General features: G+C 61.6%; 20 protein-coding genes. 6 read left to right on the top strand and 14 right to left on the bottom strand.

Annotated elements, in window-relative coordinates; translation table 11 throughout:
• Window positions 1-31 precede the first annotated feature (31 nt).
• Window positions 32-517, top strand: coding sequence for a hypothetical protein (locus FGM15_00720; GenBank protein MBU3664390.1), 486 nt, complete (start codon window positions 32-34; stop codon window positions 515-517).
• A gap of 50 nt (window positions 518-567) precedes the next feature.
• On the opposite strand, the gene FGM15_00715 is transcribed toward FGM15_00720, so the two are convergent.
• From FGM15_00715 to FGM15_00705, 3 genes are read right to left on the bottom strand one after another with little or no spacing between them, the layout of a single operon-like run.
• Complete coding sequence (locus tag FGM15_00715) at window positions 568-2004, bottom strand: PLP-dependent transferase (GenBank protein MBU3664389.1); 1437 nt, start codon at window positions 2002-2004, stop codon at window positions 568-570.
• Entirely contained in the window at window positions 2001-3143 is a 1143-nt protein-coding gene (locus FGM15_00710; protein ID MBU3664388.1) for a putative C-S lyase, read from the bottom strand. Before FGM15_00710 ends, FGM15_00715 begins: the two co-directional genes overlap by 4 nt.
• A gap of 52 nt (window positions 3144-3195) precedes the next feature.
• Window positions 3196-3870, bottom strand: a complete 675-nt coding sequence (locus FGM15_00705) for a GNAT family acetyltransferase (protein MBU3664387.1) — start codon at window positions 3868-3870, stop codon at window positions 3196-3198.
• Between the two features lie 75 nt (window positions 3871-3945).
• On the opposite strand from FGM15_00705, the gene FGM15_00700 reads away from it, so the two are divergent.
• Both FGM15_00700 and FGM15_00695 read left to right on the top strand, forming a co-directional pair.
• Window positions 3946-5484 carry a phospholipid carrier-dependent glycosyltransferase gene (locus FGM15_00700; protein MBU3664386.1) on the top strand — a complete coding sequence of 513 codons (1539 nt, stop codon included), beginning with the start codon at window positions 3946-3948 and terminating at the stop codon, window positions 5482-5484.
• Window positions 5481-6350 (top strand): FAD:protein FMN transferase, encoded by an 870-nt coding sequence (locus FGM15_00695; protein ID MBU3664385.1) that lies wholly within the window; start codon window positions 5481-5483, stop codon window positions 6348-6350. Before FGM15_00700 ends, FGM15_00695 begins: the two co-directional genes overlap by 4 nt.
• Here the strand turns inward: FGM15_00695 and FGM15_00690 are convergent.
• The 8 genes from FGM15_00690 to FGM15_00655 form a co-directional block, all read right to left on the bottom strand.
• The gene (locus FGM15_00690; protein ID MBU3664384.1) at window positions 6304-7902 is read right to left on the bottom strand and encodes an MFS transporter; all 1599 of its coding nucleotides are present in this window, start codon (window positions 7900-7902) and stop codon (window positions 6304-6306) included. The genes FGM15_00695 and FGM15_00690 overlap by 47 nt on opposite strands.
• A 31-nt stretch (window positions 7903-7933) precedes the next feature.
• Entirely contained in the window at window positions 7934-8929 is a 996-nt protein-coding gene (locus FGM15_00685; GenBank protein MBU3664383.1) for a ThuA domain-containing protein, read from the bottom strand.
• A gap of 127 nt (window positions 8930-9056) precedes the next feature.
• The gene (locus FGM15_00680) at window positions 9057-10877 is read right to left on the bottom strand and encodes a hypothetical protein (protein ID MBU3664382.1); all 1821 of its coding nucleotides are present in this window, start codon (window positions 10875-10877) and stop codon (window positions 9057-9059) included.
• Between the two features lie 16 nt (window positions 10878-10893).
• Window positions 10894-12192, bottom strand: coding sequence for a Gfo/Idh/MocA family oxidoreductase (locus tag FGM15_00675; protein MBU3664381.1), 1299 nt, complete (start codon window positions 12190-12192; stop codon window positions 10894-10896).
• Between the two features lie 24 nt (window positions 12193-12216).
• Entirely contained in the window at window positions 12217-13077 is an 861-nt protein-coding gene (locus tag FGM15_00670) for a DUF1080 domain-containing protein (protein ID MBU3664380.1), read from the bottom strand.
• 9 nt (window positions 13078-13086) lie between these two features.
• The gene (locus FGM15_00665) at window positions 13087-13740 is read right to left on the bottom strand and encodes a discoidin domain-containing protein (GenBank protein ID MBU3664379.1); all 654 of its coding nucleotides are present in this window, start codon (window positions 13738-13740) and stop codon (window positions 13087-13089) included.
• Entirely contained in the window at window positions 13737-15131 is a 1395-nt protein-coding gene (locus FGM15_00660) for a twin-arginine translocation signal domain-containing protein (protein ID MBU3664378.1), read from the bottom strand. The genes FGM15_00665 and FGM15_00660 overlap by 4 nt, the downstream gene beginning before the upstream one ends.
• Window positions 15119-15661 (bottom strand): DoxX family membrane protein, encoded by a 543-nt coding sequence (locus FGM15_00655; GenBank protein ID MBU3664377.1) that lies wholly within the window; start codon window positions 15659-15661, stop codon window positions 15119-15121. The genes FGM15_00660 and FGM15_00655 overlap by 13 nt, the downstream gene beginning before the upstream one ends.
• Window positions 15662-15771: 110 nt before the next feature.
• On the opposite strand from FGM15_00655, the gene FGM15_00650 reads away from it, so the two are divergent.
• Window positions 15772-16536, top strand: a complete 765-nt coding sequence (locus FGM15_00650) for an AraC family transcriptional regulator (protein MBU3664376.1) — start codon at window positions 15772-15774, stop codon at window positions 16534-16536.
• Between the two features lie 30 nt (window positions 16537-16566).
• Here FGM15_00650 and FGM15_00645 read toward each other — a convergent pair whose 3' ends face one another.
• The 3 genes from FGM15_00645 to FGM15_00635 all read right to left on the bottom strand — a co-directional run bounded on the left by FGM15_00645 (window position 16567) and on the right by FGM15_00635 (window position 19463).
• Window positions 16567-17739, bottom strand: coding sequence for a glycosyltransferase family 1 protein (locus FGM15_00645; GenBank protein ID MBU3664375.1), 1173 nt, complete (start codon window positions 17737-17739; stop codon window positions 16567-16569).
• A gap of 28 nt (window positions 17740-17767) precedes the next feature.
• Entirely contained in the window at window positions 17768-18688 is a 921-nt protein-coding gene (trxB, locus tag FGM15_00640) for a thioredoxin-disulfide reductase (protein ID MBU3664374.1), read from the bottom strand.
• A gap of 85 nt (window positions 18689-18773) precedes the next feature.
• Window positions 18774-19463, bottom strand: a complete 690-nt coding sequence (locus FGM15_00635) for a DUF1802 family protein (GenBank protein MBU3664373.1) — start codon at window positions 19461-19463, stop codon at window positions 18774-18776.
• Between FGM15_00635 and bamA the strand changes: the two genes are divergently transcribed.
• Together bamA and FGM15_00625 are read left to right on the top strand one after the other, a co-directional pair.
• On the top strand, window positions 19462-21792 hold the full coding sequence (gene bamA, locus FGM15_00630; protein ID MBU3664372.1) for an outer membrane protein assembly factor BamA: 2331 nt from the start codon (window positions 19462-19464) through the stop codon (window positions 21790-21792). The genes FGM15_00635 and bamA overlap by 2 nt on opposite strands.
• A 74-nt stretch (window positions 21793-21866) precedes the next feature.
• The gene (locus tag FGM15_00625) at window positions 21867-22451 is read left to right on the top strand and encodes an OmpH family outer membrane protein (GenBank protein MBU3664371.1); all 585 of its coding nucleotides are present in this window, start codon (window positions 21867-21869) and stop codon (window positions 22449-22451) included.
• Window positions 22452-22459: the final 8 nt, after the last annotated feature.

Below are 22459 nucleotides of genomic sequence, written 5' to 3'. Positions count from 1 at the left end.
CGCGAGGGAAGATATAGAACTGGGATCCACCATGTTGACCATCAACACATCCACACTACGTCGCGCGCTCGATCTCCAGGAACGGATCGAAGGACTGCAGCGCGAATTATCCCGCGTCCTCGGCAAAAATGCCGCCCTCTCCGGTCTTGTCGGCGAGGTCACGGGCCTGTCGTTGCCTGCGCGTCGCGGACGCAAACCCGGGCGCAAAAAAGCCGCCGGCCGCAAGGCGGGCCGTCCGGCCAAAAAAGCTGCCGAGAGCGGACGCGGCAAGAAACGCACCTCGCCGTTCAAAGGCAAGAAGCGTCCCTCCTCGCCGAGCGGTCCTCTGGCCCCGGCGGTGATCAAAGTCATGAAACGTGCCGGCGGCCCGATGAATGTCGATGCCGTCCTGCAGGGCCTCAAGAACAACAAATACGTTTGGAACGTTTCCGATCCGAAAAAGAATCTCGCCGCGCGCATCTATACGCTGCCGGGCGTGAAGAAAGTCGGACCCGGTTTGTTCGCGCTCAAAAAATAGGCGCCGGACGAAAACGAATCACCAAAGGCGGGGAGCAATCCCCGCCTTTTTCATTTCCCGAGAGCGTCGGCGAAACGCTTGCGCAGATCGTCCCACGACTCCGTGCCGACAGCCACGCGGAGCAGATTCGGATCGATGCCGCAGCGGGCCGCCCAATCGAGTTCGTGGTAGTGCGCGAGTTGCACATAGGGGCAGACGAGCGTGTAGGAGGCGCCGAGGCTGATGCCGCGACTGACCGCGAGCTGTTCGTAGATTCGCGGTGAATTTGCGGCGGCATCGCGCGGCAGGAACGAAACGACCGCGCCGAAGCCGCCTCCGGGTTTGGCGAGCTGCGCGTAAACGGGCGAAGGATCCAAGCCCGGATACCAGACTCGTTCCACCGCGGGATGCGGGCGAAGGAAACGTGCGAGTTCCAAGGCGTTCGCGTTGGCCGTTTTCATGCGTTCTTCAAAATCGCGTGAATTTTTTTCCAGCGCCTGCAAGTCGCGCATGTAGATGCCGCCCGATTGCGTGTCGGGCGGCCGTTCCCCGAAAATTCCGCGCGGATTGACCGTCAGCGCGCCGGCCATCACATCGCCCTCGCCGGAGACGGCCTTGGTCAGGCTGGTGGCGACGATGTCGGCATAAGGCAGGACGTCCACGTTGAAGAACGTGCCGATGGTGTCGTCCACAACGACGGGCACCCCGTGCGCCGCCGCGATGTCGCGGATCGCCGGAAGGTCGGGCGTGTTGAGCAGCGGGTTGCCCGGAAATTCGCAGAAAATTCCCGCGATCTCCTCATTCTCCAACGCGCTACGCAAGTGCGCGAGGTCCTCCTTGTCGCCCCGCGGCAGGAAGAGAGTTCCGGCGCCGAATTTTTCCAAAATCTTCAACGTATCGGTGTAGGGAAAGCCGAACATCACGGTGCGTTTCCCCGGGCGGCGCGCGGTCGCGAGACGGAAGGCCGCGAAGATCGCTGCCATGCCGCTCGGGTGAAAGCTGATGCAGCGTGGAGGTGCCCCGCTCCACCCGGCGAGGCGCGATAGCATCACCTCCTCGAGTGCCGGGTCGGGCGATGCGAGCTTGCGCGTCGCCAGCCAGTCCTCCGCGGCGCGCGAGGACATGATCCGTCCGGCATGCTGCCAATAAGCTAGCGCCGTTGCCGATGCACCATTCGCGAAAAAGGCCGCCCAGAGTCCGTCGGTTTCCGCCGCCCTCCCGCCCGTGAGCGAGGCGCATTCGGCAGCGGCTTCCCGGTCGTGGAATGGCAAAACGTCCTCGCCCGCTCCGGGCGCGAGAGCGCAGCGGACCTCGTTGACGAGAGGATGGATGAAAAACCGCGGATACCCGGTGCGCATGCGGCTTATGACACGAGGGTCCTTCTCCTCGTAGCCGATCACGTCCGCCCACGCAGGAAGGCACACCGAGACGGCGTGCGGCGAATCGGGGATGGACGCGCCGAGATCCTCCGCCCGGCAAAGCGGACGCGCATGCAAAGGATGGCTCATCGGCTCGCGACAGCTTGCGCCATGCGCCGCAGAGCTTCGTCGAGCTGTGTGCGCGGACAGCCGAAGTTCAGGCGCAGGAAACCGGCCGGCGCTCCGAACGGGGCACCGTCGGAAAGACCGATTCCGTGATCTTCGAAAAACGCGGCAGGTTTTTCGATGCCCGTTCCGCGCGCGTCGATCCACGCGAGGTAGGTCGCCTCGACGTGCCATGTGCGCAAGCCCGGGATTGTCGCGCAGAATTCCTCCACGCGGTCGCGGTTCGAGCGCAGAACACCGAGCAGTTGCTCGCGCCACGGCCAGCCGTGACGCAGGGCAGCCTCGCAACCCGCATACCCGAAAGCATTGACTTCCGTGATGATTCCGCGCGCGGCCCGCTGGAACGCGCGTCGCGTTTCCGCATGGGGAATGACGATGAAGGCGCAGGCCAGACCCGCGAGGTTGAATGTTTTGCTCGGGGCGAACATGGCCAAGGTGCGCGGTGCGTCCGGGCCGGCGAATTTAAGACCGCTGGTGTGCGGCAAGTCGTCGAGGACGAGGTCGCAATGGATTTCGTCGGAAACCATAACGAGATCGTGCCGCCGGCAAAATTCCGCCACTTGCGCGACGGCCGCTTCGGGGAAGACGCGCCCGACGGGGTTGTGCGGATTGCAGAGAAGGAAGAGCCTGGTCTCCGGAGTGACGGCGGCTTCGAGCGCATCGAAGTCGATTTCCCAAGTGCCGCCATTTTCGCGGAGATCGCACTTGCGGAGGCCCACGCCGGCATAATCGGGTGCACTGAGGAACGGGGGATAAACGGGCGTGCAGATCAGGACTTTTTCCCCGGGTCGCACGAAAGCGCGGCAGGCGATATTGAGCGCCGGGACGAGACCCGGGAACCACACGATTTGCTCCGCGGCGACCTCGGCACCGTGACGTGTTCGCAGATAATCGATCGCGGCCTCGACCGTGGATGCCGGCGGCACGGTGTATCCGAAGACGCCGTGCGCCGCGCGCTGCGCGAGAGCCTCGATCACTTCCGGCGGCGACAGAAAATCCATGTCCGCCACCCACATGGGCAGGACGTCGCGGCCGGCGTAGCGCTCCCATTTGAGAGAGCCGGTGCCCCTGCGGTCGGGGCGTGTGGCGAAATCGTAGTTCACTTGGCGGGAAAGAATCACAGGACAGACCGCGGGCGCAAGGCCGATGTGCCTCCTACTGCGCCGCGTATTCCGTCAGTTTCCCGTCGTTGAGATCTTTGAGCACGGTGCAGAGATAGACCGGCTCGGTGCGGTGGGCGCGGTATTTGGTGATCTCCTTTTTCTCCAGCACACGGAAGCCGAAGCGTTCGAAGACTTTGGCGCCTCGGCGTTCCTCGAAGGTGACGACTTGGCCGAAAACGTGGGTTTCCCCGTGGGACCGGAGGTGGTTGAAAAATTGGACGAGCAACTCGCGTGTGGTGCCGAAGCCCTGCGCCTCGGGCAGCATGTTGAAATGAAAATGGGGCAGACGGCGCGGCGCGGCGGGAACTTCGCGCCAGGCATTGAGCAGGATCCAGCGCACGAAAGCCTTCGATTCTTTGCTGTAGCGCGGGTAGCGGAAAATGCCGCGGGCAAAAAGCGAGATGTTGAGCAAGAAGCTGTGCAACTGGTGCAGGAACGGGCGGCGCGAACCCATGAGGTATCCCTTCACTTCGCCGCCCTGCTCGAGCACGAAAACCGATTCCGGCTCCCAGTCGGTGTAGAAGCTCGTGAGGTAGTCGGCGAAAAGTTCGCGATCCTCGAAGACCGGGTCGATCGCCTTGCCGAGATAGCCTGTTTCGCAGCACAGATGGCGCACGGCGTCGCGGTCGGATGGGCAATAGGCCCGTATGACAGTTCGGTCGGACACGCGACTCGAAAAACTACCGGTTGATGAACTCACCGTAAACGGCAAAAAGCCGTGGCGCCCGGCTGATCCGACCCTTTGCGCGCGTCCCGTGATGAAGCAGCCAACGCAAACGCCGGACACCTTGACCATCGAGGCCCGGCACCGGAGGCTGTCCGGGTGAATTGGCAGGGTTGCCGCTGGTTTTGGATTCCCGTGCTTCTGCTCGGCATCGGTCTGCGGTTTTTCGCGTTGTCGGATCCGCCCCTGCATGCCGACGAGGCTGTCGGCGCCAAAATCACAGCCGGGCGTCTCGAGGGGCGCGGCTATGACTTCCGTCCCTCGCACTTCCATGGCCCAACCCTTTCGTGGATCGCCGCCGGGAGTGCCGCCTTGGCCGGCCAAACATCCTTCGCGCAACTCGATGTCTTCACTTTGCGCACGGTTGCGGCGCTCTGCGGCTCGTTGGTCGTGGTGCTGCCTTTTCTCCTGCGCCGGTCGCTGGGAGAAATGGGTGCGCTTCTGGGGGGTCTGTTCCTGGCCGTTTCGCCGCTGCTTTGCGCGTATTCGCGTGTTTTCATCCACGAACCGTTGCTGACATGTTTCGCGGCGGCGACCTTGGTGTGTCTGGGTTGGTGGTTGCACTCGCGAAACCCGTTCGCGGCTGTCTGCGGAGGTTTTGCGCTCGGGCTGATGGCCGCGACGAAGGAGACTTTCGCCATCACCGCTTTTTCATGGTTTATCGGGCTTCTCGCGGTGTGGAGGCATCATCGCGGACACGGTCTTGCTGTTGCCGCGCTTTGCTCGTCGGGCGCGTTCGTGATGACGTTGTTCGCTGCCTATGGGAATCCGCTGCACTTTTTCTCCACATTCGTGAACTACGCGACGGATCCGGCGCATGCCAGGTCGGCGTTTTATTACTGGGATTTGTTGATCGCCCTCAAACACCGGCCGCCGCAGTGGTGGAGCGAGGCAGGAATGGCCGTGCTTGCGATTGCGGGTGTGTGGACAGGCTGGCGCAAGGCGGAAACGTTCCTGCGCCTGCTTGCGGTATCCACGGCGGTGCAGTTGGCGGTGTATTCGGCGATCGCCTACAAAACCCCGTGGCTGATGATGGTTCCATGGATGCAGGTTTGCCTGCTTGCGGGCGCGGGTGCTGCGGGTTGGATCTCGGCGGCGAGGGGGCCGCTTAGGGTTGCCGGTATTGTGCTGGTGAGTCTTGTCGTGTTGTTCCAGTTGCAGCAAACGACAGCTGCGGTGTTTCGTTTTCCTAACGATGTGAGGAACCCTCTGGTTTATTCCCCGACCGCGCCGGATATCGTCGGGCTTCGCGACCGGCTCCAAGCGTTGAAGAATCGCTCGCCGTCCTTCCGCAGCGGGCGGATCGCCATTCTCGGCAGCGGATATTGGCCTCTCCCTTGGTATTTGCGCGGTCTTGTGGAAACGGGATATTTCGAAGAACCGCCTTGGAATCTCGAAAGCTTCGCGGTGGTGATCGCCATGCCGGATTCAGCCGCGCGGGAGGGAGTGGATCTTTCGGCGACGCACGAGATGTTCTATTACGGACTGCGTCACGAGGTGCCTGTGACGGTTTTTATCCGCAACGACGTGCGCGAAGAGGAGGTGGCGGGCCGATGATCAACTGCGTGGAAAGCCGGCCCGCCTTTGCCGACCCGTCGATTCTCCGTTATGCCTCGGATGCGATGAAGACAACATTCCGGGTCTTTGTTGCAGGCGCTTCGCCCGATGTTGTCGATCCGGCCGTTTCCGAAGCCTTCCAAAAGCTCGAGCATTTGGAATGTCTGCTCAGCCGTTATATCCCCGGCAGCGACATCGCGCGGATCAATGCGATGAAAACCGGCGAGTCGTTGTTTGTCAGCGACGATTGCGATGCCTGCCTGCGCCTGGCCATCGGGGCGATGGAATTGACTGGCGGGCGCTTCGATCCCTGTGCCGGATGCATGGTCGATGCGATAAAGGCAGGGGCCGAATCCGCCCCGGTGCCTCGCGGCATTGTTTCGCTGGATCCCGTGCGACCGCTTGTCACGTGTTCCGAGACCGGGCGGATTCTGGATCTGGGGGCGATCGGCAAAGGATACGCCTTGGAATGCATGGCGGAGATCCTTGCCCGCCACGGCATCGGGAGCGCGCTGTTGACTTCCGGCGCCAGCACGATGCTAGCCACGGGCGGGACCGCGTGGCCGGTCGATGTTTCGCGCCGCGCCGGGACGATCCGCCTCGGATTGTGCGGAGTCGCGCTGGCGGCTTCCGGATCGTCGCAGCAAGGCCCGCACATCGTGAACCCTCTGGACGGCTCGGCCGCCGGGCGCTTCCAAAGCGTCTGGGTGGTCCATCCGCGAGCGGCGCTGGCTGACGCGTTTTCCACGGCGTGCTTCGTTATGACACCGGAGGAAATCGCGGAGTTTGCCGGCCGTCTTCCCTCGGGTTGCCGTGTGATCAGCGACCCGGACTGGGAGACCCGTGTCCGGCTGCCGCAAGAGTGACCGGCCTGTAACCGCCGCGTGAGCGGAACCAGAACATCAGTCCGAGGTAGCACAGAAGCATGATGGCGGGGAAGACAACCACCTTGGCAAGGGATCCTTGGCGGGCCGTTTTGGCGATCGTTTCGATTTCTGCGGCTTGGCCGGCGGACAGGTTCCGGATTTTCGACGGATCCAGCGCCTGGTAACTGCCCAAGAAGTAGGAGTCTGTCTTGGAAATTCCCTCATAGACACCGGGCAATCTTCGATCGATAGCGGATTGGATCGATCGCTCCTGTATTTGCCCGATGAGCGGTCCGCCGATGATTCCGACGCTCAGCATGCCGATTCCGGCGATGGCGTTGAGGGTAAGCGCGCCGCCCTTGGGTGTCTGCTCGGCAACCACCCCGAGCATGGTCGGCCAGAAGAATGTCTTGCCGACGCCGTAGACGGTCGCCGCGAAAAAAACAAGGGCCGCCCCGCTGGCCGCGGAGAGGAGAAACAAACCGGCGCACGCCAGAGCCGCGCAAACCGCCAGAAGGCCGAGAGGTGTCAGTTTGTGGACGATCGGCCCCGCGACAAAACGGAGAGCCATCATGATGGACGAGGTGTAGACCAGAATCCAAAGCGGGTTCGCCCCGATGGCGTGGAGAGGTTCTTCCATGATTCCCGTGATGGCACCATCCGTTCCCAGCTCCGTGGTGGCGAGGGGCATCATCACGAGGCAGAGAAAAAGCAGAAGCGGGCGGCCGAGCGAGCGGCAGTAGATCCCGTAGGCCGTGACGGCGACAATGAGCAGTCCCCAGGTCAAGATCGCAGGCCAGCCGAAGACCATGCCGAGTTGCTTGAAGACCAGGAATCCCGCGAGGGCGGCGCCGAGAACGCCGAACTCGGCGAGCATTTCACGGTAGGAAGCGCCTGCGGCGACGCGCTCGTTGACGGGGAATTTCGCACGGACCAGCATCGCCATGTAAACGACCGATGGCGCCGCCAGCAGATAAACCAGGATGCGCCAGTCCGCGGACACATGCTCACCGAGGAAAATGGTGAGGAGTCCTCCCGCGACAAGCCCGGCGGGCCATCCGGCATGGAGAATGTTCAACCATTTGGTTTTGTCGCGGTTGAAGAGCGTGGCGACGACGGGATTGATGAACGCCTCGACGGTGCCGTTGCCGAGTCCGAGGATGATTGATCCCGCGTAAAGCATGTTCCAAGCGGAGGCGCGGGCGCCGGCGAGGGCCGCGCCTTCCAGCGGTTCTCCGGCAGGATGGAGGACGGCGTGGGCCTGAAGCGACAGGACCGCGTAGATCGCGTAGCAGACAAAGCTGAAAACCATCGCGGCCCGGTAGCCGACGCGGTCGATCACGAGGCTGAAGACGATGATCGAAATTGCGAAGGGCCAGATGCCGGCGCCGAAGAGTTCCTGAGCCTTGACCTTGTCGAGCCCGAGGTCCGCGGGCCAAAGCGCGGGGTCGTTGACGAGGAAGGCGCGCGTGATGAAAGCGAATGAAGTGGTGACCAGCGCGATGAAGCATCCCCAGAAGAGGAGCTGGTTCTTGGCGTTTGGTGAGTTCATGGGGAAAAAAGAGCCGGGAGCGTGGCGCCGGTCAGTTGGTTTGCGGGTTGGGATCGGAGGAGCCGGGGTCGAGTCCGAGAGCCCAGCGCATGCCACCGAGCAAGTGGCTGCGGAATTGCTGGGCTGTTTCGACGGGATTGATGCGGTTGGGGAGATCCGGGTCGATGCTCCACATGTCCTCGCGATGTCCCAGCGAGGTGTAGAACACACGACCGTTGCCAAACGACCGCACCCAGGCGACGGGATAAAATCCTTTTTCTTCCGGTTTGTTCGGGTGGTGGCGCATGAACCAGATCGAACGGACGAGGTCGCGGTTGTGGTTTTTGATGAGATACATTTCCTCTTGGGAAAGCGTCCAAATGTCGCCGATCTTGCCATTGGCCGGGTGGTCTTTGTCGCCGGCATGGAGTGTGGCCGGGACTTGCGGACCGTGGCTCTCGAAGCTTCCGCAGAGCATTTCGGTGTAGGGCAGGGCGTCCTTGAGGGTGTCGCTGCCGGCGTGGATCCCGATGAATGCGCCACCCGACCGCACCCACTCGGCGAAGCCCTCGATGTCGGGAAGCGGCAGCGGTCCCGAAGTGTTGCAAAACACGACGGCATCGATGCGATTGTCGCGCAGGGCCTGCGGGGAGAGGGGTCCGAGCGCCTGCTTCATTGCCTCATTCAACTCGGTCTGCTTGCGGTCGGCTTCCTGTTTCCCTTCGCGCTGCCAAGCTGCCATCTTCTTTTCATGAAGGGCGAGCGCTTCGTTGTATTTTTGGTTATCCATCGGGGAAGCGTCCCCGGCCGGTTTGCGCGGCGCGCGGGGCGGTTGCGGCACGTTGATGTCCGGCTGGCGGATCCACTCCACGATCTCGAAATCCGGCGAGGCTTTGTCGAGATCGGCGAGGGCCTCTTCGCCGAAGGGGATGGAGGGGTGGCGGAAGCCTGCGGTCACGGTGCAGACAAGCACGCGTTTTGGCGCCTCGGCGGCGTGCAGGGATGTCGCGGCGACGATCAAGCCGATGGTGAGGTAACGGATTTTCATAAGGCAGGGAATGTCCAGCGTGCGTTGTTTTTCGAGCTTTCCACCGCGGCTTCAATGAAGGCCCATTGTCCGGTGAAAAATGTGAGAGGTCTTGTCATGGGATGGCATTTTTCGGCGTGGTATCGGCTTACCGGAGATTGGCTTCCTTGATGGAGGTTTCGACCATTGTGCCGATGCTGCCTTCGGGCGCAGCGGCCAGCAGATCGGCGGCAAGTCGCTTTTTACGCTGCTCGGGGCCTTTGACGTTGGGGTAGAGCAGGCGTGTGGCGCCGTGGAAAATCTTGGTGCGAGTCTGTTCATCCAAGTCGGGTATTTGGGCCGCCTCCAAGAGGAAGGGTCCGTTGTCCAAGTCTTGCCAGGCCACGAGTTGCTCCACGAGTTCGGCCCGGTGGCTTTGCTCCGTCTTGAGCCATTCGACCACGGAACGCGATGAATCGACGCCGCTCATGCCGGGGATCATGGGAAGGAGGGCCCGTTTGGTTTCATCGCTTGCCTTGGCGTAGGCCGGCAAAAACCCTTGTCGCCAGATGGCGGCGGAGGCATTCAGGCGGGGCACGATGCGACGAAAAAGGGCTTGGTAGGGTTTCACCTCCGTGCCGGGTTGGGCTGTGGCGATCCATTGCAAAAGTTGCAGTGCGGTTTCGAATCCGCCGACCGTTTCAAGACCGCCCAAGGCGGCGCGGCGGCTATCGTTGACGGAATCCGGGGACGCGAGTTTGAGGAGCTGGGCCTCGGTGCCCTCGGGATTCCTGGCTGCGAGCAGGCGGATCGCTTTTTTCTGCTCGTCACCGGTAGTGTTGGTGCTGGCTTCGAGAAGTTTCTGGTCGAGGCCGTCCACTTTGAGCCGGTTGATGGTCAAGGCTGCGGCCGGGGATGATTCGGCGGCGAGAAATTCGAGGGACTTTTCCGTGCCGGAGTTTTGGAGCGACGCAATCGCGATATTTTTGCGATTGCCCTCCAAAACCTTCGCGAACTCGAGCAGGTCGTTTTCGTGGGAGGCGTCGTTTTGCTCGGAGAGGGCGGCGTGGGCCGTCAATCGCGCATCGGCGGGCAACTTCGGTAGCTGCGCGGTTATCTCCGCAGCCAAGGCCGGTTTTCCGGACAAGATGGCAAGGCGGAAAATTTCATCCGCCCCGGTCATGTCGGGCTGCGCGATGACCTCACGCAGAGTTTCGGCGGCTTTCGCTTCATCTGTGGCAAGCATCACGCGGAAAATTTGGCAACGCACCGCCGCATCAGCAGCTTTGGGCCAAAGCGCGGTCGGAATCTCTCGCGCTTTTTCGCCCCCGAGACGCTCCGCGCAGCGGATGGCGGCGCTTTGGACGACGGGCAGGACGGCGGGCGGGCATTTCTCCGCGTGGTTGACGAGGGTTTTGAGGCTGTCGGCATCACCGATAGAGCCGAGTCCTTGTGCGGCCAGGGAGGCAACTGATTGGTTGGTCGAACTGATCCGGGCGGCAAACAAAGGAGCTGCTTTTTCGCAGGAACGGTGGAGGAGGGCTTCCATCAAACCCAGTTCCCATGTCGGGACATTTGCTTTTTCCAAGCTGTCCCGCAGTGGGGTCGAGGCGGCGGGGTCGGGGTTGTTGCGCAAGGCGCAACGGGCTTCCTCCCGGATGGAGGTGCTGGGATCTTCCAGCAATGCGGCGAGAACGGGCACCGCCGTGCCGTCGGCCAAGTAGGGCATCTGCCGCAAGGCGCTCAATCGCGTCGGCTCCGGTTTGCCGGCATCGGAGGCTATGGCGAGAAGTTCTTTTTCCAAAGCGGCCCGGGCCGCTGGTTCAGCGCCGGGGGCACCTGCTTTTAAGGAAAGGCGTTGCAGGGCGGTTTCAGCCTCGTAGCGTTTGCTGAGATCCGCTGCGGCGAGGTTTTCGACTACCTCCGGCGGGAGTGCGCCCTGCGCGGCTAACGCGGTAAGAGCCAGAAAGAACAAGAATGTTTGTTTCATGGTCATTTTCTATTGTTCACACGGGCAAGGGGTAACCGGCACGGCGGGGATACTCTGCAAAACGAGCCGCTTCGCGGTCATCGACGATTTGCCTTAGCTCGGGATTCCAACGCAAAGGCCGTTCCAACCGCTCGGAGATGCCTGCGAGGGCGCAAATGTCGAAGGTCCGTCCGCCAACAGTCGCCGGGCAAATCGGCGGTCGGCGGGAGATGATCGAATCGAGCCAGTTGTCGCGGTGGTCGTTCGATTCGTGTGCACGGAACTCGCTGGACGAGGGGGTTTTTGATGCGAGGCCAGGCGGAGTAGTCTCCAAGGCTCCGCGCGAGACGCCGACCTCTCCATTAGTCCCGACAAAGCGGATCATAAATTTTCCAGCGGGGCTAGGCGGTTGGCCTAATGATGCGGTGACTTTGAGGCCGTCGGCATATTGGTGGTATTGCTCGGGTGCTCCCTCGAAACCCTTCGGGACGAAGAGAACCGGGCCGCTTTCATCCATGCCGAGAGCCCATTGAACGATGTCGAAATGGTGGGCGCCCCAGTCTCCGTTTTTGCGCGAGCCGTAGTCCCAGAAAATCCGCCAACCGCCCCTGTAGCTGCCCAGCACGCGATTGGTGTTGTAGGGTCGCCAGGGGGCCGGTCCGAGCCAACGGTCGTAGTCGATATTATCCGGAACGGGTTCCTCCGGCAGGAGAGTCTCGGGCGGGAAATCGCCACCCAAATTCACGTGAATCTCGCGGAGATCGCCGATCCAGCCGTTGCGGACGATGTTGACGGCTTGACGGAACTCCGAGCTGGATCGCTGCTGGCTGCCGACTTGGAGGATGCGGCCGTAACGCTTCTCTGCCTCCACCATTGCGCCGCTCTCGTCCAAGGTGAGGGCCATGGGTTTTTCGACATAGACATCCTTGCCGGTGCGCATGGCATCGATGGCTATGGCAGCGTGCCAGTGGTCCGGGGTGCCGACGATGACAGCATCGATGTCGTTGCGTGCCATGACATCCCCGTAGTCGACATATCCGACGATGGCGGGGTTCTTTTCCTTGAGCTTGGCCATGGCCTTCTCGCGCATCGGGGTTTTCACGTCGCATACGGCCATGACTTCGATCTCCGGGTGGGATCCCGCCCAAGCGCTGTGCCCCTCCATGATCCCTCCGCAACCGATCAGAGCCATGCGGATGCGCCGGTTTGCGCCGAGCGGATTCGATCTGGCTACGTAGGGGAAAAAGATGGCGCCGGCGGTGGTTGCCAAGCCCGCTTTGAGGAACGAGCGCCGGGAGATACCGGCGGTGGATACGCGTTGCTTCAGTTTGTTCATGGGATCAGATTTTTCAGAGTCGGCTCAAGGCTTGGTCAAACCCACCCGGCCGGCCGGTGAATTGACGTCATCGTCCGGCAGCGGCTGGATCCAGATGTTGCGGAACTCCACGGTCTCGTTGTGGTTCTGGAGCACGAGGGGCAAGGCGTCTGGGTGCGAGTGATAGGGGGCGCGTTTTTTGTGGGAAGAAGGCCCGTCGAATGGGACATTTTTTTGCACGACGACGCCGTTGATCATCACGGTCACGCAGGCCGGACTCAGCATCTTGCCTTCGGCGTTGAAGACCGGGCGTTTGAACCAAATGTCATAATGCTGCCATTCACCCGGGGGTTTCAGCGCATCGGCATCCGGTGGCTTCACTCCGTAAAGGGCCCCGGCCATTCCGTCCGCGTAGGTTTTGTTCTCGTAGGTATCCAGAATTTGGATCTCGTAGGTGGACATGAGGAAAACCCCGCTGTTTCCGCGGTCCTGGTCGGTTTTCTCCGGATGGCCGGGATTGGTTTTCCATTCGAGGTGAAGCCGGCACGAGCCGAAAACCTCTTTGCTCTCGAGCGACATGTTCACGGGCCGCACTTGGATGACGCCGTTTGTCATGATCCAAGGATGCGGGACGATCCAGGCATCGAGATTGCTGCCGTCGAAGAGGACTTTAGCATCCTCCGGAGCGATGGCCCCGTCGGCCAGTTCCGTCCCTTTTTTCGGTTCGACCCGGGGAGGCCAAGGCCTGTTCCGATCGTGCAAACTCCAAGCCCCGTTCGCGGTCAGGGAGGTGTCCGGGTGGGGTTGGAAGACCGAATGGTTCGTGCCCGGAGGAGCCGCGGCCCGGCAGGCGGTCGCGAGGGTGGCGGCAACCAGCACATCGGGTAAGCGGGTGCGCAGGCGCATGGCGGCATTTTACTTGGCGGGTGTTCCGAAAACCTCGACCTCGATGTAGTGGTTCATGTCGTTCGAGGTGTTTCCCTGGGTGTAAAGACGGACGTAGCGGCCCTTGACCCCTTTGACCGGAACGAGCAGCCCGTATTGCGTTTCGATGTAGGGTGCGTCGGAGCCTTTGCCGAGTGAAGCGGAGTTGTCGAAGTCGTTGTTGAAGACCGTGGTGACGCCGGATGCGAAGGTCGGATCGTTCGAGATCTGGACCACGACGTCGTGGTAAGCGCGTCGCTGCGAGTGGAAGTGCCAGACCCAGATCGCCTGAATGTCAGCCTCTTGTTCGAGATCGATCTGCACCCATTGGAGCCCGTTGGCCAACTCGACAAAATAGCCTTCGCCGGCATCCTTTTCGCCGTCGGTGACATAGGCCAGATCGCCGATGATCGGAAAATCGTCGCTGGCGGTGACGGGCTTGCCCTTCGAGAGCAGCTCCGTGCCTGCGGGCACTTGGATTTCGGGAGCCTTGGTATCGGCGGGCTTAAGGTTGGGGATTTTCACCTCGATCGGCGTTCCCTCGATTTTCTCCGGAGGAATCGTGGTCTTCAGGGAGATGGTGCCTTCGGCGCGGACGAACGGCGCGGAGGCGGACAGCAGGGCTAGAAGTATCGTTTTCTTCATGTGTGGAGGTGTTCTTCGGTAAGCAGGATGGTTTCGTTGCGTTCGGCGGCGGGGTTTACCCAGTAAATGGGCGCTTCGGACTCAAGGGCCTCCCGGGCATCGCAATTGAGTTTTGCGTCACCCCGGATGGCCGCGAAGAAATTGGCGAGATGCGGTTCATGGGGCGGCAGGTTCAGGTCGCCCGGCAGCTCGAATCCCTCGGGCGCGGCGGAGGCATACGACGCGATGGCGTCGGAAGAGTCGGCTGGCGCGGCCGGGGCGGTTGCCTTTTTGAGCCATCCTTGCTGCACGAGCGGTTCCCAGCTCGGGGCCGAGCCGGGCTCGCGGTAGATTTTCGTGAACGCCGAGCGTTCGGAGATGGTGATTGTTCCCTCGGTGCCCATGAACGATTCCGCATAGCCGCCCCCCGCACTGGTTGTGGTGAGAACCTGGTAAAAGGCCCGCGCCCCGCCCTCCGGCGTGTCATAGTCGAAAATGCACATGACATTGTCGAAGTGCTCGCGGTCTTTGAAGTAATCGCACCCGCCCGAGGCGATCACGGACTTGGGCGGGCCGCCTAAAAACCAGTTGAAGATGTCGATCTGGTGCGCTCCGAGATCGGAAATCGGTCCGCCGGAGAGGTCTTTGTAGAGACGCCAGTTGAGGAAGCGGCGTTGGAGTTCCTCGAGCGACAAGTCCTGTCCTTCGCGGCCGAAGCCGTATTTCAACAGCGTCGCTTTGTCCGGCAGAATGCGCGACGGGGCCGTGATGTCGCGCGAGGAGCTGACGGCCCGGTTCCAGTGGGCGTTGGCGTTGATGATGCGCCCGCAGATTTTGTGGCCGCGGATGAGTTCTTTGAGTGTGTAGATGTAGCGCGGATTGCTGCGGCGCTGGTGTCCGATCTGGCAAAGTTTGCCGGTTTCCCGCATGGCCTTCACCATCGAGCGTGCGCCCTCGAGGGTGTTGGACATCATTTTCTCGCAGTAGACGTGCTTGCCCGCCTGCAAAGACATGATGGTATGCGGGGCGTGCCAGAAATCCGGTGTGGCCACGATCACGGCATCGAGATCTTTTTCCTTCTCGAGCATTTCGCCCGCGTCGAGATAGCGCTTGGGGTCGTAACCGAACCGCGAGCGGATCCGGCCGTAGGCCCCGCCCAGACGGTCTTTCATGATATCGCAGACGGCTGCGTAGCGGAGGCCGGGGATGTTGACCATCGCATTGAAAAGGACCTCCTGCTGCTTGCCGCAGCCGATGAAGCCCACATTGATCACATTCGAGGGGGCGTCGTTGCCGGCGGCCTTGAGGATCGCGGGGGCTCCGATGACGAGACCGGCGCCCGCCACGGCACCTCGCTGCAAGAATTGCCGCCGGGTCATGCCGGAGGGCGTGCGCGGGGTCAGGCTCTCCATCGGCCGGTGATTTCGAATCTGTTGTGCTTCGAGTAAAAAAGCATCAGCGCGACCAGCGCGATGTGGATGGCCAGCCAGGCGACGCCGGAGTTCTCGTTGATCAGAATCAGGCCGAAAGTCAGGCTGGTGTAGAGGAGGCCTATGGCGAAGAGCGTGCTGCGCGTGGCGAAACCGACGAGCAACGCCGCACCCAGGACGATCAGCGCCGGGCCGAGGATGGTGTCATAAAGCTTCAGGGCGGGGCCGGGCAGGAGGGGCTCACGGGAAAATTTTTCCATCAAGGCCGCGGGCACTCCGTGGTAGTAGGCGAAGCCGTAGACTTTGGTCGAAGCGGCCTCCGTGAGACCGTAGGTGTTGACTGCGCCGTCGATCATCACCGGACTGTCGGAAACTTTCGTCCCGGTGTATTTCTCGAGGCCGCTCACGATGCATCGCATCGACAGCCACAGCCGCAGGAGGAGGACGCCGAGGGTTGCGCCGAGGTCGCTGGAGAAGTCCGGGGAGAGGGTGCTGCGGGATTCCGAATTCATAGCCGGTCTCGGTGGTTGTTGTGTCGGCTGGGAGCGAGTGATGCAAACAGTAAAGCACAAGCCTCGGATGTCTTGTATTTAATCATCTATTTTTTGTATAAATTCCACAGATGAAGAGACTAGATAAAAAAGCGGATCCAGAGTTGGATGCGATGCTTGCCATCGCCGTCACTGCGTTTGCGTATATACCTGATGTATGGTTTTTTGCAAAAGATACAAACGGCAAATTCGTGGCGGCGAACCCGCCCTTTTTGAAACTCTGCGGCCTCCAAGATTTGTCGGATCTTTTGGGAAAAACCGATCTGGATTTCTTCCATAAAAAGCGCGCCCATTTGTATATCCATGACGACCGGAAGGTCATGGAGACCGGAGTCAAGCTGGAGAATCAGATCGAGCCCATGCCGCGGGGCAAATTCAAGAGCGACCTGATGATTACCAACAAGTTTGCCATTAAGTCCGCAGACGGCCGCATTCTGGGCATCGTCGGTGTCAGCCGGAATCTCTCGGAAACCTCGGCCCGTTCGGCGGACGCGGGCGAGTTTGCCAAGACGATCAACCACATCGAACGCCTTTCGCGCGAGCGATTCGACTTGCGGGCGCTGGCCTCGAACCAGGGAATGTCCACCGCCGTCTTCGAACGGAGGTTCAAGAAGATTTTCCACATGACCCCTGTGGCTTATCACCAGCAGGTCCGTCTGCGGCACGCGCGGCACGAATTGCTGGCGTCCGCGAAGTCCGTCGGCGAGATCGCCGCGGAGTTCGGCTTTTACGACCAAAGCCATTTTACCAAAAGTTTCGGCGCGGCCTACGGAATGCCGCCGCTGAGGTTCCGCAAGAGTGCGATGGTGCCTCTCGCCGCGGAAACCGGTTCGTGAGCCGGCATCCGGTCGGGCTTTTGCCGTCCTTCAGGCTCCAGCCACCTCGCGGTAGACGGCAAAAAGCCGGGCGAAACAACGGTCCCAGGAATAAAACTGCCTCACGCGGTCAGCCGCTGCCGATCCTTCCGCCGCCAGATCGCGCGTGGCCGTCGCGCGGATCGCCTCGGCCAGCGCGCGCGGGGAATTTTCCTTCGCCCAGTGATGCTGGTCGGTGAAAATGATGCGGTCCATGTAACTGCCTCGGATGCCCACCACCGGCGTGCCGCACGCCTGGCTCTCGAGCGCCACGAGCCCGAATGTTTCCTGCACGCCGGGATGGACGAAAAGATCGGCCGCGCGGTAGAGGCGCGCTAGTTGACGTCCGTCCCCCTGGTAAGGCAGCCAGTGGACTTGCGCGCTGTTGTTTTTCAACCGCGCAAGGTGGCGCCGCTCGGGACCGTCGCCGGTCACCAGCAGGGCGTAGCGGTTTCCGCGGTCGCCGGACACCAGTTCCTCGAAGGCTTCGAACAATGTCGTGACGTTTTTCTCCGGAGAAAGGCGGCCGACGTAGAGCAGCAGAATTTCGTCGTCCGCTATGTCCAGCGCCCCTCGCACCTGCGCGCGCTCGCCGTCCGCGCAATCCGGACGGAAAAGCCCGGTGTCCACGCCGAGTTCCCCGAGCCGCGTGTTCTGCACACCCCAGTCACGAAGGAGGCGGGCGAGGGCGGGCGAGGGGACGATGGTCGCGGCGAAGCGGTTGTAAAGTTCGCGCACGTAGCGGCGCGCGACGTCGCGTGTGATATCGACGGCAATGCGGCCGAAAAATTTCTGGATTGTCCGCAGATAGGCCTCGGGAAAATGCGAGTGGTAAAAGCTGACGACCGGGATGCCGAGCGCATCGCCGGATGCGAGGGCTTTCCACGCGACCTGGTAGGGGTCGCCCGACTCGATGACATCCGGCCGCTCGCGCTCGATGATTTCCTCCACGGCGGTGAGGTTGAGCAGTGCGCGGTATCGGGCGGTGCGGGAGACGAGCGGCGAGCGAATCGTGTAAACGCGCGCCGGCCCGTCTTCGCGGCATTCGGTCTTGTCCCCGGGAATGACAAGCACATGCCGGTCGTCCGGCCGCGTGCGGCGCATCCACGCGACTTTCTCCGAGATGTAGCGTTTCACCCCGCCGCTGACCGGCGAGTAGAATTGTGTGAGATCGCAGATTTTCATCGGGCGCGGCAGCGTGCCGCGTGGTGCGCTACTCGCGCGCAGCGAGATAGCGTTCGGCCTCGATGGCCGCGGCGCAGCCCTGGCCGGCGGCGGTGATGGCCTGCCGGTAAACGTGGTCGGCCACGTCGCCCGCGGCGAAGACGCCGGGCACATTGGTCTTCGTGCCCCCGTGCTGGATGAGGTAGCCGTTTTCGTCCATATCCAGTTTGCCGCGGAACGGCGCGGTGTTGGGCGTGTGGCCGATGGCGACGAAGACGCACTTCACGGCCAGATCTTCGCATGTGCCGTTCTTGGTGTCCTCGAGCCGGATGCCGCGGACGTGCCCCGCGTCATCCGCGAGGTAGGCCACGGGTTTGCGGTTCCAGAGCACTTTGATCTTGGGATTGGCCAACGCGCGGTCGGCCATGATTTTCGACGCGCGCAATGCGTCTCGGCGGTGGATGAGGTAAACTTGGGATGCGAAACGCGTGAGAAAATTCGCCTCTTCGCAGGCGGAGTCTCCGCCCCCGACCACGCAAACCGGGACGTCGCGGTAAAAGGCACCGTCGCACGTGGCGCAGGAAGTGAGACCGTGGCCGACAAGCTGCTTTTCATTTTCCAGCCCGAGCCAACGGGCGGCGGCCCCGCTGGCCACGATGAGCGTCTCGGTCTCGATCCATTTGCCGTCCACTTTCAAGCGGTGGTGCGTTTTGCCGGGCTCGAACTCCTCGAGCGTCCCGTATTGGAAACGGGCGCCGAATTTCTCCGCCTGCGCGTGCATGCGCATGATGAGATCCGGGCCGTTTACGCCTTCGGGGAACCCCGGGAAATTTTCCACCTCGGTGGTGGTGGTGAGCTGGCCGCCGGGCTGGCGTCCCTCGAGCACGAGAGGCGAAAGCGACGCGCGTCCCGCGTAGATGGCTGCCGTGAGACCCGCGCAGCCGGTTCCGACTATGACGACTTTTTCCATGGAGTGCCGAGACTAGACGAACCGGGGCGACGGGGCCAAGCCTCCGGCGAGTTGAGGGCAGAGCGATGAGGGTTGTGCGAGGGGATCAACCCAAGAGGGCGCGCAGTTCGCGTTCCAGTTCGGCAAAGCGCTCGTCGCTCAGCACCGAAACGCGCGTGCAGGTGTCGAAATCGGCATCCATTTCCGCCCACGACCGGCACCCTCCGAATGATTTCTGCCACGCAATCCTCCGCGGCGGATCGAGCCGGTAAACCCGGAGCAGGGCGACCTGCACGCCGGGGCCGGGCTTTTGGTCAAAACGGGACTCTGCCTCTTCCGCAGTAAGGATGTGGTAAGCCTGCAACTTGGAGAGAAGACCGCGGTCGGTGACGGGTTTGTGCCAGACGACGGTTGCGGCATGTCGGATTTCGACCGACTCGCGCTCGCCCTCTTCGCCGCCCTGGCGCGCGGCAAAGTCGGCATCGGGGACGACGCGCTCGGCCTGCTGATGGAAAAATGTGGGCAGCAGCACGAATTCTTCATGCTCGAAACGGAAGCCGCCACCGCCTTCCGCGATCCCGCCTTTGCGTATCACAATCACCTGCCGCCCGGATCCGAGCGCTTCGCAGACCACGTCCCATTCCTTCAATGCCGGCCACATGCGCGCAAAATAGCGCCCCGCGGGCCCGCCGCCAAGCCGGACGCACCCCCTTTCCGGCTTGACCTCACCATCCGCTTCCATCAGTAAAAGCCGGTTCGCCCGAATCTTCCGGCCCGCGCCCACAAACCAACCCATGAGATCACGTCTCCTCCTTGTTGCCGTTCTTGCGGCCTTCTTCCTGCCCGCCGCCACCGCCCAGATGCAGCCGCCCGCGGGTCCGACCGTGCGGTCGATCGTCGTCCAATATTCCGGACCCGAAACAATCAGCCGCGAGCGCGTGATGGCCAACCTCAAGACCAAGGTCGGCTCTCCCTATTCCGAGCGCGCGGCCGAGGATGACGTCAAAGCTCTATTCGCCACGGGCGATGTCTCGAACGTGCGCATCTTCGCCGAACCTCAGGGTGACGGCGTCCGCGTCGTCGTCCTCGTTCAAGGCCGCGCGGTGGTGACGGAAATTCTCGTCGAGGGTGCGGTCGAGGTTCCGCCCAACCGCCTCCGCAAAGAATTGACCTTCAAAGTCGGCGACAGTCTCAACGAGGAGCAGGTCGAACTTTCGCGCCAGGCGATGGTCGAGCTCTACCAGGACCGCAACTACAGCGGGGTGAACATCACGACCAAGATCGACACCAACGGCCGCGGCGACTCGCGCGTCATTTTCAACGTGGACGAGGGGCTCAAGCAGGTCGTGCGCCGCATCGAGTTCGTGGGCAACGATTCCGTCCTCGCTAAGGATCTTCGCAAGGCGATGAAGACCAAAACCAAAAACCTCCTTTCGGTCTTCAACAAGAGCGGCCGCCTCGTGCCGGCCCAGTTGCAGGAAGACCGCGACGCGATCCGCTTGGTTTACCAGAACAAGGGCTTCGCTGACGTGCAGGTCACCAACGTCGAGGTTGTTCCCCTCGACGGCAACAGCGTCGAACTCATTTTCACGATCAAGGAGGGTGTGCAATACAGCATCAACCGTCTCTCGCTCGACGGCGTCAACATCACCACGCCGGACGATCTCAAGGGCCGTCTGAAGATGGTCGAGGGCTCGCTTTACACGCCCGACGGTCTGAGCGCCGACCTCAAAGCTCTGCAGGAATTCTACGGCACGCAGGGCTACATCGACGCGGCCATCATGCCCGAGATTTCGCCCGCCGGGACAGGGCTGGTCAATGTGACCTACCGCATCGACGAAGGCTCCCAGTCCTACATCAACCTCGTCAACATCCAGGGCAACACCAAGACGAAGGACTACGTGATCCGCCGCGAGTTGGCCGTCGTGCCCGGCGATGTTTATGACTCCGTTCTCGTGGACACCAGCCGCCAGCGCCTGGAAAACCTCAACTATTTCTCGCAAGTCCAGACGGTTCCGTCCGACACCATGATCCCGGGTCGCAAGGACTTGAACGTGATTGTCGAGGAGAAGCGCACCGGTTCGTTCAACTTCGGCGTCGGTTTCAGCACGATCGACAACCTTGTCGGTTTCGCCGAGTTGCAGCAGTCGAACTTCGATCTCTTCGGCTGGCCCAGCTTTGTCGGCGGCGGACAGCGCTTGCGCATCCGCGGTCAATACGGCATCGAGCGTGCGGACGCGACCATCAGCTTCACCGAACCGTGGTTGTTCGGATACCAGCTCTCGCTCGGAACCGAGCTTTTCTACCGTAATGCGACGTTTTTGAGCCCGTATTACGACCAGTCGAACTACGGCGGCGCGATCCAGTTGCGCAAACCGTTCGGCGAGTTCATCGCGGCCAATGTCGAATACAAGCTCGAAGGCATCGATGTTTACGACATTTCCACCACGATCCCGCAGATCAACGGCGGCGGCCCCTACAACTGGCCCAGCCAAGGCGGCTTCTACACCCGCAACGCGTTGACCGGCGGAATCACCTTCGATAACCGCGACAATCTTTTCCTCACGCGCAAAGGCACGTTCGTGAACCTCAATGCGTTCGTGGCCGGCATCACCGGCCAGCAGGAAGTCAACGATTACGGCCTGTCGCTCGAAGGTTCGCAGCACGTGCCATTGCCCTGGGACCTCATTTTCATGGCCAAGGGGCAGTTGGCCACGGTTGACACCCTGGGCGGGGGCAACGGCGCCAACGGTTTCAATGATGTTCCGATCTTCGACCGCCTCTGGCTGGGCGGCGCCAACAACCTGCGCGGCTTTCAGTTCCGCGAGGTCGGACCGAACGTGGACGGCGTTTACTACGGCGGTAATTCGCTCGGCTACGGAACACTCGAATTGACTTTCCCCATCATCACTCGCGTGCGCGGCGCCATGTTCCTCGACGCCGGTTTCGTCAATGTGGATTCGTGGGACTTCAACACCGCGGACTACAATGCCAACTATGGCTTCGGTGTCCGCCTCGACCTGCCCATCGGACCGATCCGGATCGATTACGGTATTCCGATCGTCAACGACCAATACAACGGCAGCTCCGGGCAAATTCAGTTCAACATCGGCTACCAGTTTTGAACGTTTCGGCCGGAGCGCCGTCTGATCAAAAGGCTTTACTTGGCAACCGCCGGGTCCATCATCCCAAAACTCTTATGAACAGAAACCTCGTCACCCTGACAATCGCGGCGGCCGTGTGTGCCGCTTCCCCCGCCATGGCCCAAACTGTGAAGGTGGGCATCGTGGACATGAACAAGGTCTTCACCAGTTACTACAAAACCAAGGATGCCGAAGCGCGCCTCAATGAAGCCCGCGCATCCGCCAAGACCGATCTCGACGGACGCCTCGAGACCTTCAAGTCGAAGATGGAGGAAATCAGCAAGCTCGAGGCCGATGCGAAAAAGCCCGAGTTGAGCAAGGATAAACAGGAAGCCGCTATCAAGCAGCGCGACGAGAAGATCAACGAGGTGCGCACCCTCGACCGTGAGATTGTCGATTACCGCCAGCAGAAAGAGCGCCAATTGCAGGAACAATTCATGCGCATGCGCGGCGACATCGTGCAGGACATCATGAAAGTGGTCGATGCCCAGGTGAAATCCGAGGGCTATGAACTCGTCTTCGACAAGTCGGGCCAAGGTATCAGCCAAGTTCCGGTGGTCCTCTTTTCCCGCCCTGACATGGACTTCAGTGACAAGGTCATTTCCGACCTGAACAAGTCCGCACCGGCCAAAAAGGACTGATTATTTCC

The sequence above is a fragment of the Chthoniobacterales bacterium genome, assembly GCA_018883245.1.
GTDB lineage: Bacteria > Verrucomicrobiota > Verrucomicrobiia > Chthoniobacterales > JACTMZ01 > JACTMZ01.
This window is presented reverse-complemented; position numbering and strand designations above follow the sequence as displayed.

Coding starts and splice junctions, on each gene's coding strand:
- FGM15_00720 (MBU3664390.1), top strand. CDS start 32: ATGTTGACCATCAACACATCCACACTACGTCGCGCGCTCGATCTCCAG.
- FGM15_00665 (MBU3664379.1), bottom strand. CDS start 13,740: ATGAAGAAAACGATACTTCTAGCCCTGCTGTCCGCCTCCGCGCCGTTC.
- FGM15_00690 (MBU3664384.1), bottom strand. CDS start 7,902: ATGAACTCACCAAACGCCAAGAACCAGCTCCTCTTCTGGGGATGCTTC.
- FGM15_00670 (MBU3664380.1), bottom strand. CDS start 13,077: ATGCGCCTGCGCACCCGCTTACCCGATGTGCTGGTTGCCGCCACCCTC.
- FGM15_00695 (MBU3664385.1), top strand. CDS start 5,481: ATGATCAACTGCGTGGAAAGCCGGCCCGCCTTTGCCGACCCGTCGATT.
- bamA (MBU3664372.1), top strand. CDS start 19,462: ATGAGATCACGTCTCCTCCTTGTTGCCGTTCTTGCGGCCTTCTTCCTG.
- FGM15_00715 (MBU3664389.1), bottom strand. CDS start 2,004: ATGAGCCATCCTTTGCATGCGCGTCCGCTTTGCCGGGCGGAGGATCTC.
- FGM15_00650 (MBU3664376.1), top strand. CDS start 15,772: ATGAAGAGACTAGATAAAAAAGCGGATCCAGAGTTGGATGCGATGCTT.
- FGM15_00685 (MBU3664383.1), bottom strand. CDS start 8,929: ATGAAAATCCGTTACCTCACCATCGGCTTGATCGTCGCCGCGACATCC.
- FGM15_00625 (MBU3664371.1), top strand. CDS start 21,867: ATGAACAGAAACCTCGTCACCCTGACAATCGCGGCGGCCGTGTGTGCC.
- FGM15_00675 (MBU3664381.1), bottom strand. CDS start 12,192: ATGAACAAACTGAAGCAACGCGTATCCACCGCCGGTATCTCCCGGCGC.
- FGM15_00680 (MBU3664382.1), bottom strand. CDS start 10,877: ATGAAACAAACATTCTTGTTCTTTCTGGCTCTTACCGCGTTAGCCGCG.
- trxB (MBU3664374.1), bottom strand. CDS start 18,688: ATGGAAAAAGTCGTCATAGTCGGAACCGGCTGCGCGGGTCTCACGGCA.
- FGM15_00635 (MBU3664373.1), bottom strand. CDS start 19,463: ATGGGTTGGTTTGTGGGCGCGGGCCGGAAGATTCGGGCGAACCGGCTT.
- FGM15_00645 (MBU3664375.1), bottom strand. CDS start 17,739: ATGAAAATCTGCGATCTCACACAATTCTACTCGCCGGTCAGCGGCGGG.
- FGM15_00655 (MBU3664377.1), bottom strand. CDS start 15,661: ATGAATTCGGAATCCCGCAGCACCCTCTCCCCGGACTTCTCCAGCGAC.
- FGM15_00660 (MBU3664378.1), bottom strand. CDS start 15,131: ATGGAGAGCCTGACCCCGCGCACGCCCTCCGGCATGACCCGGCGGCAA.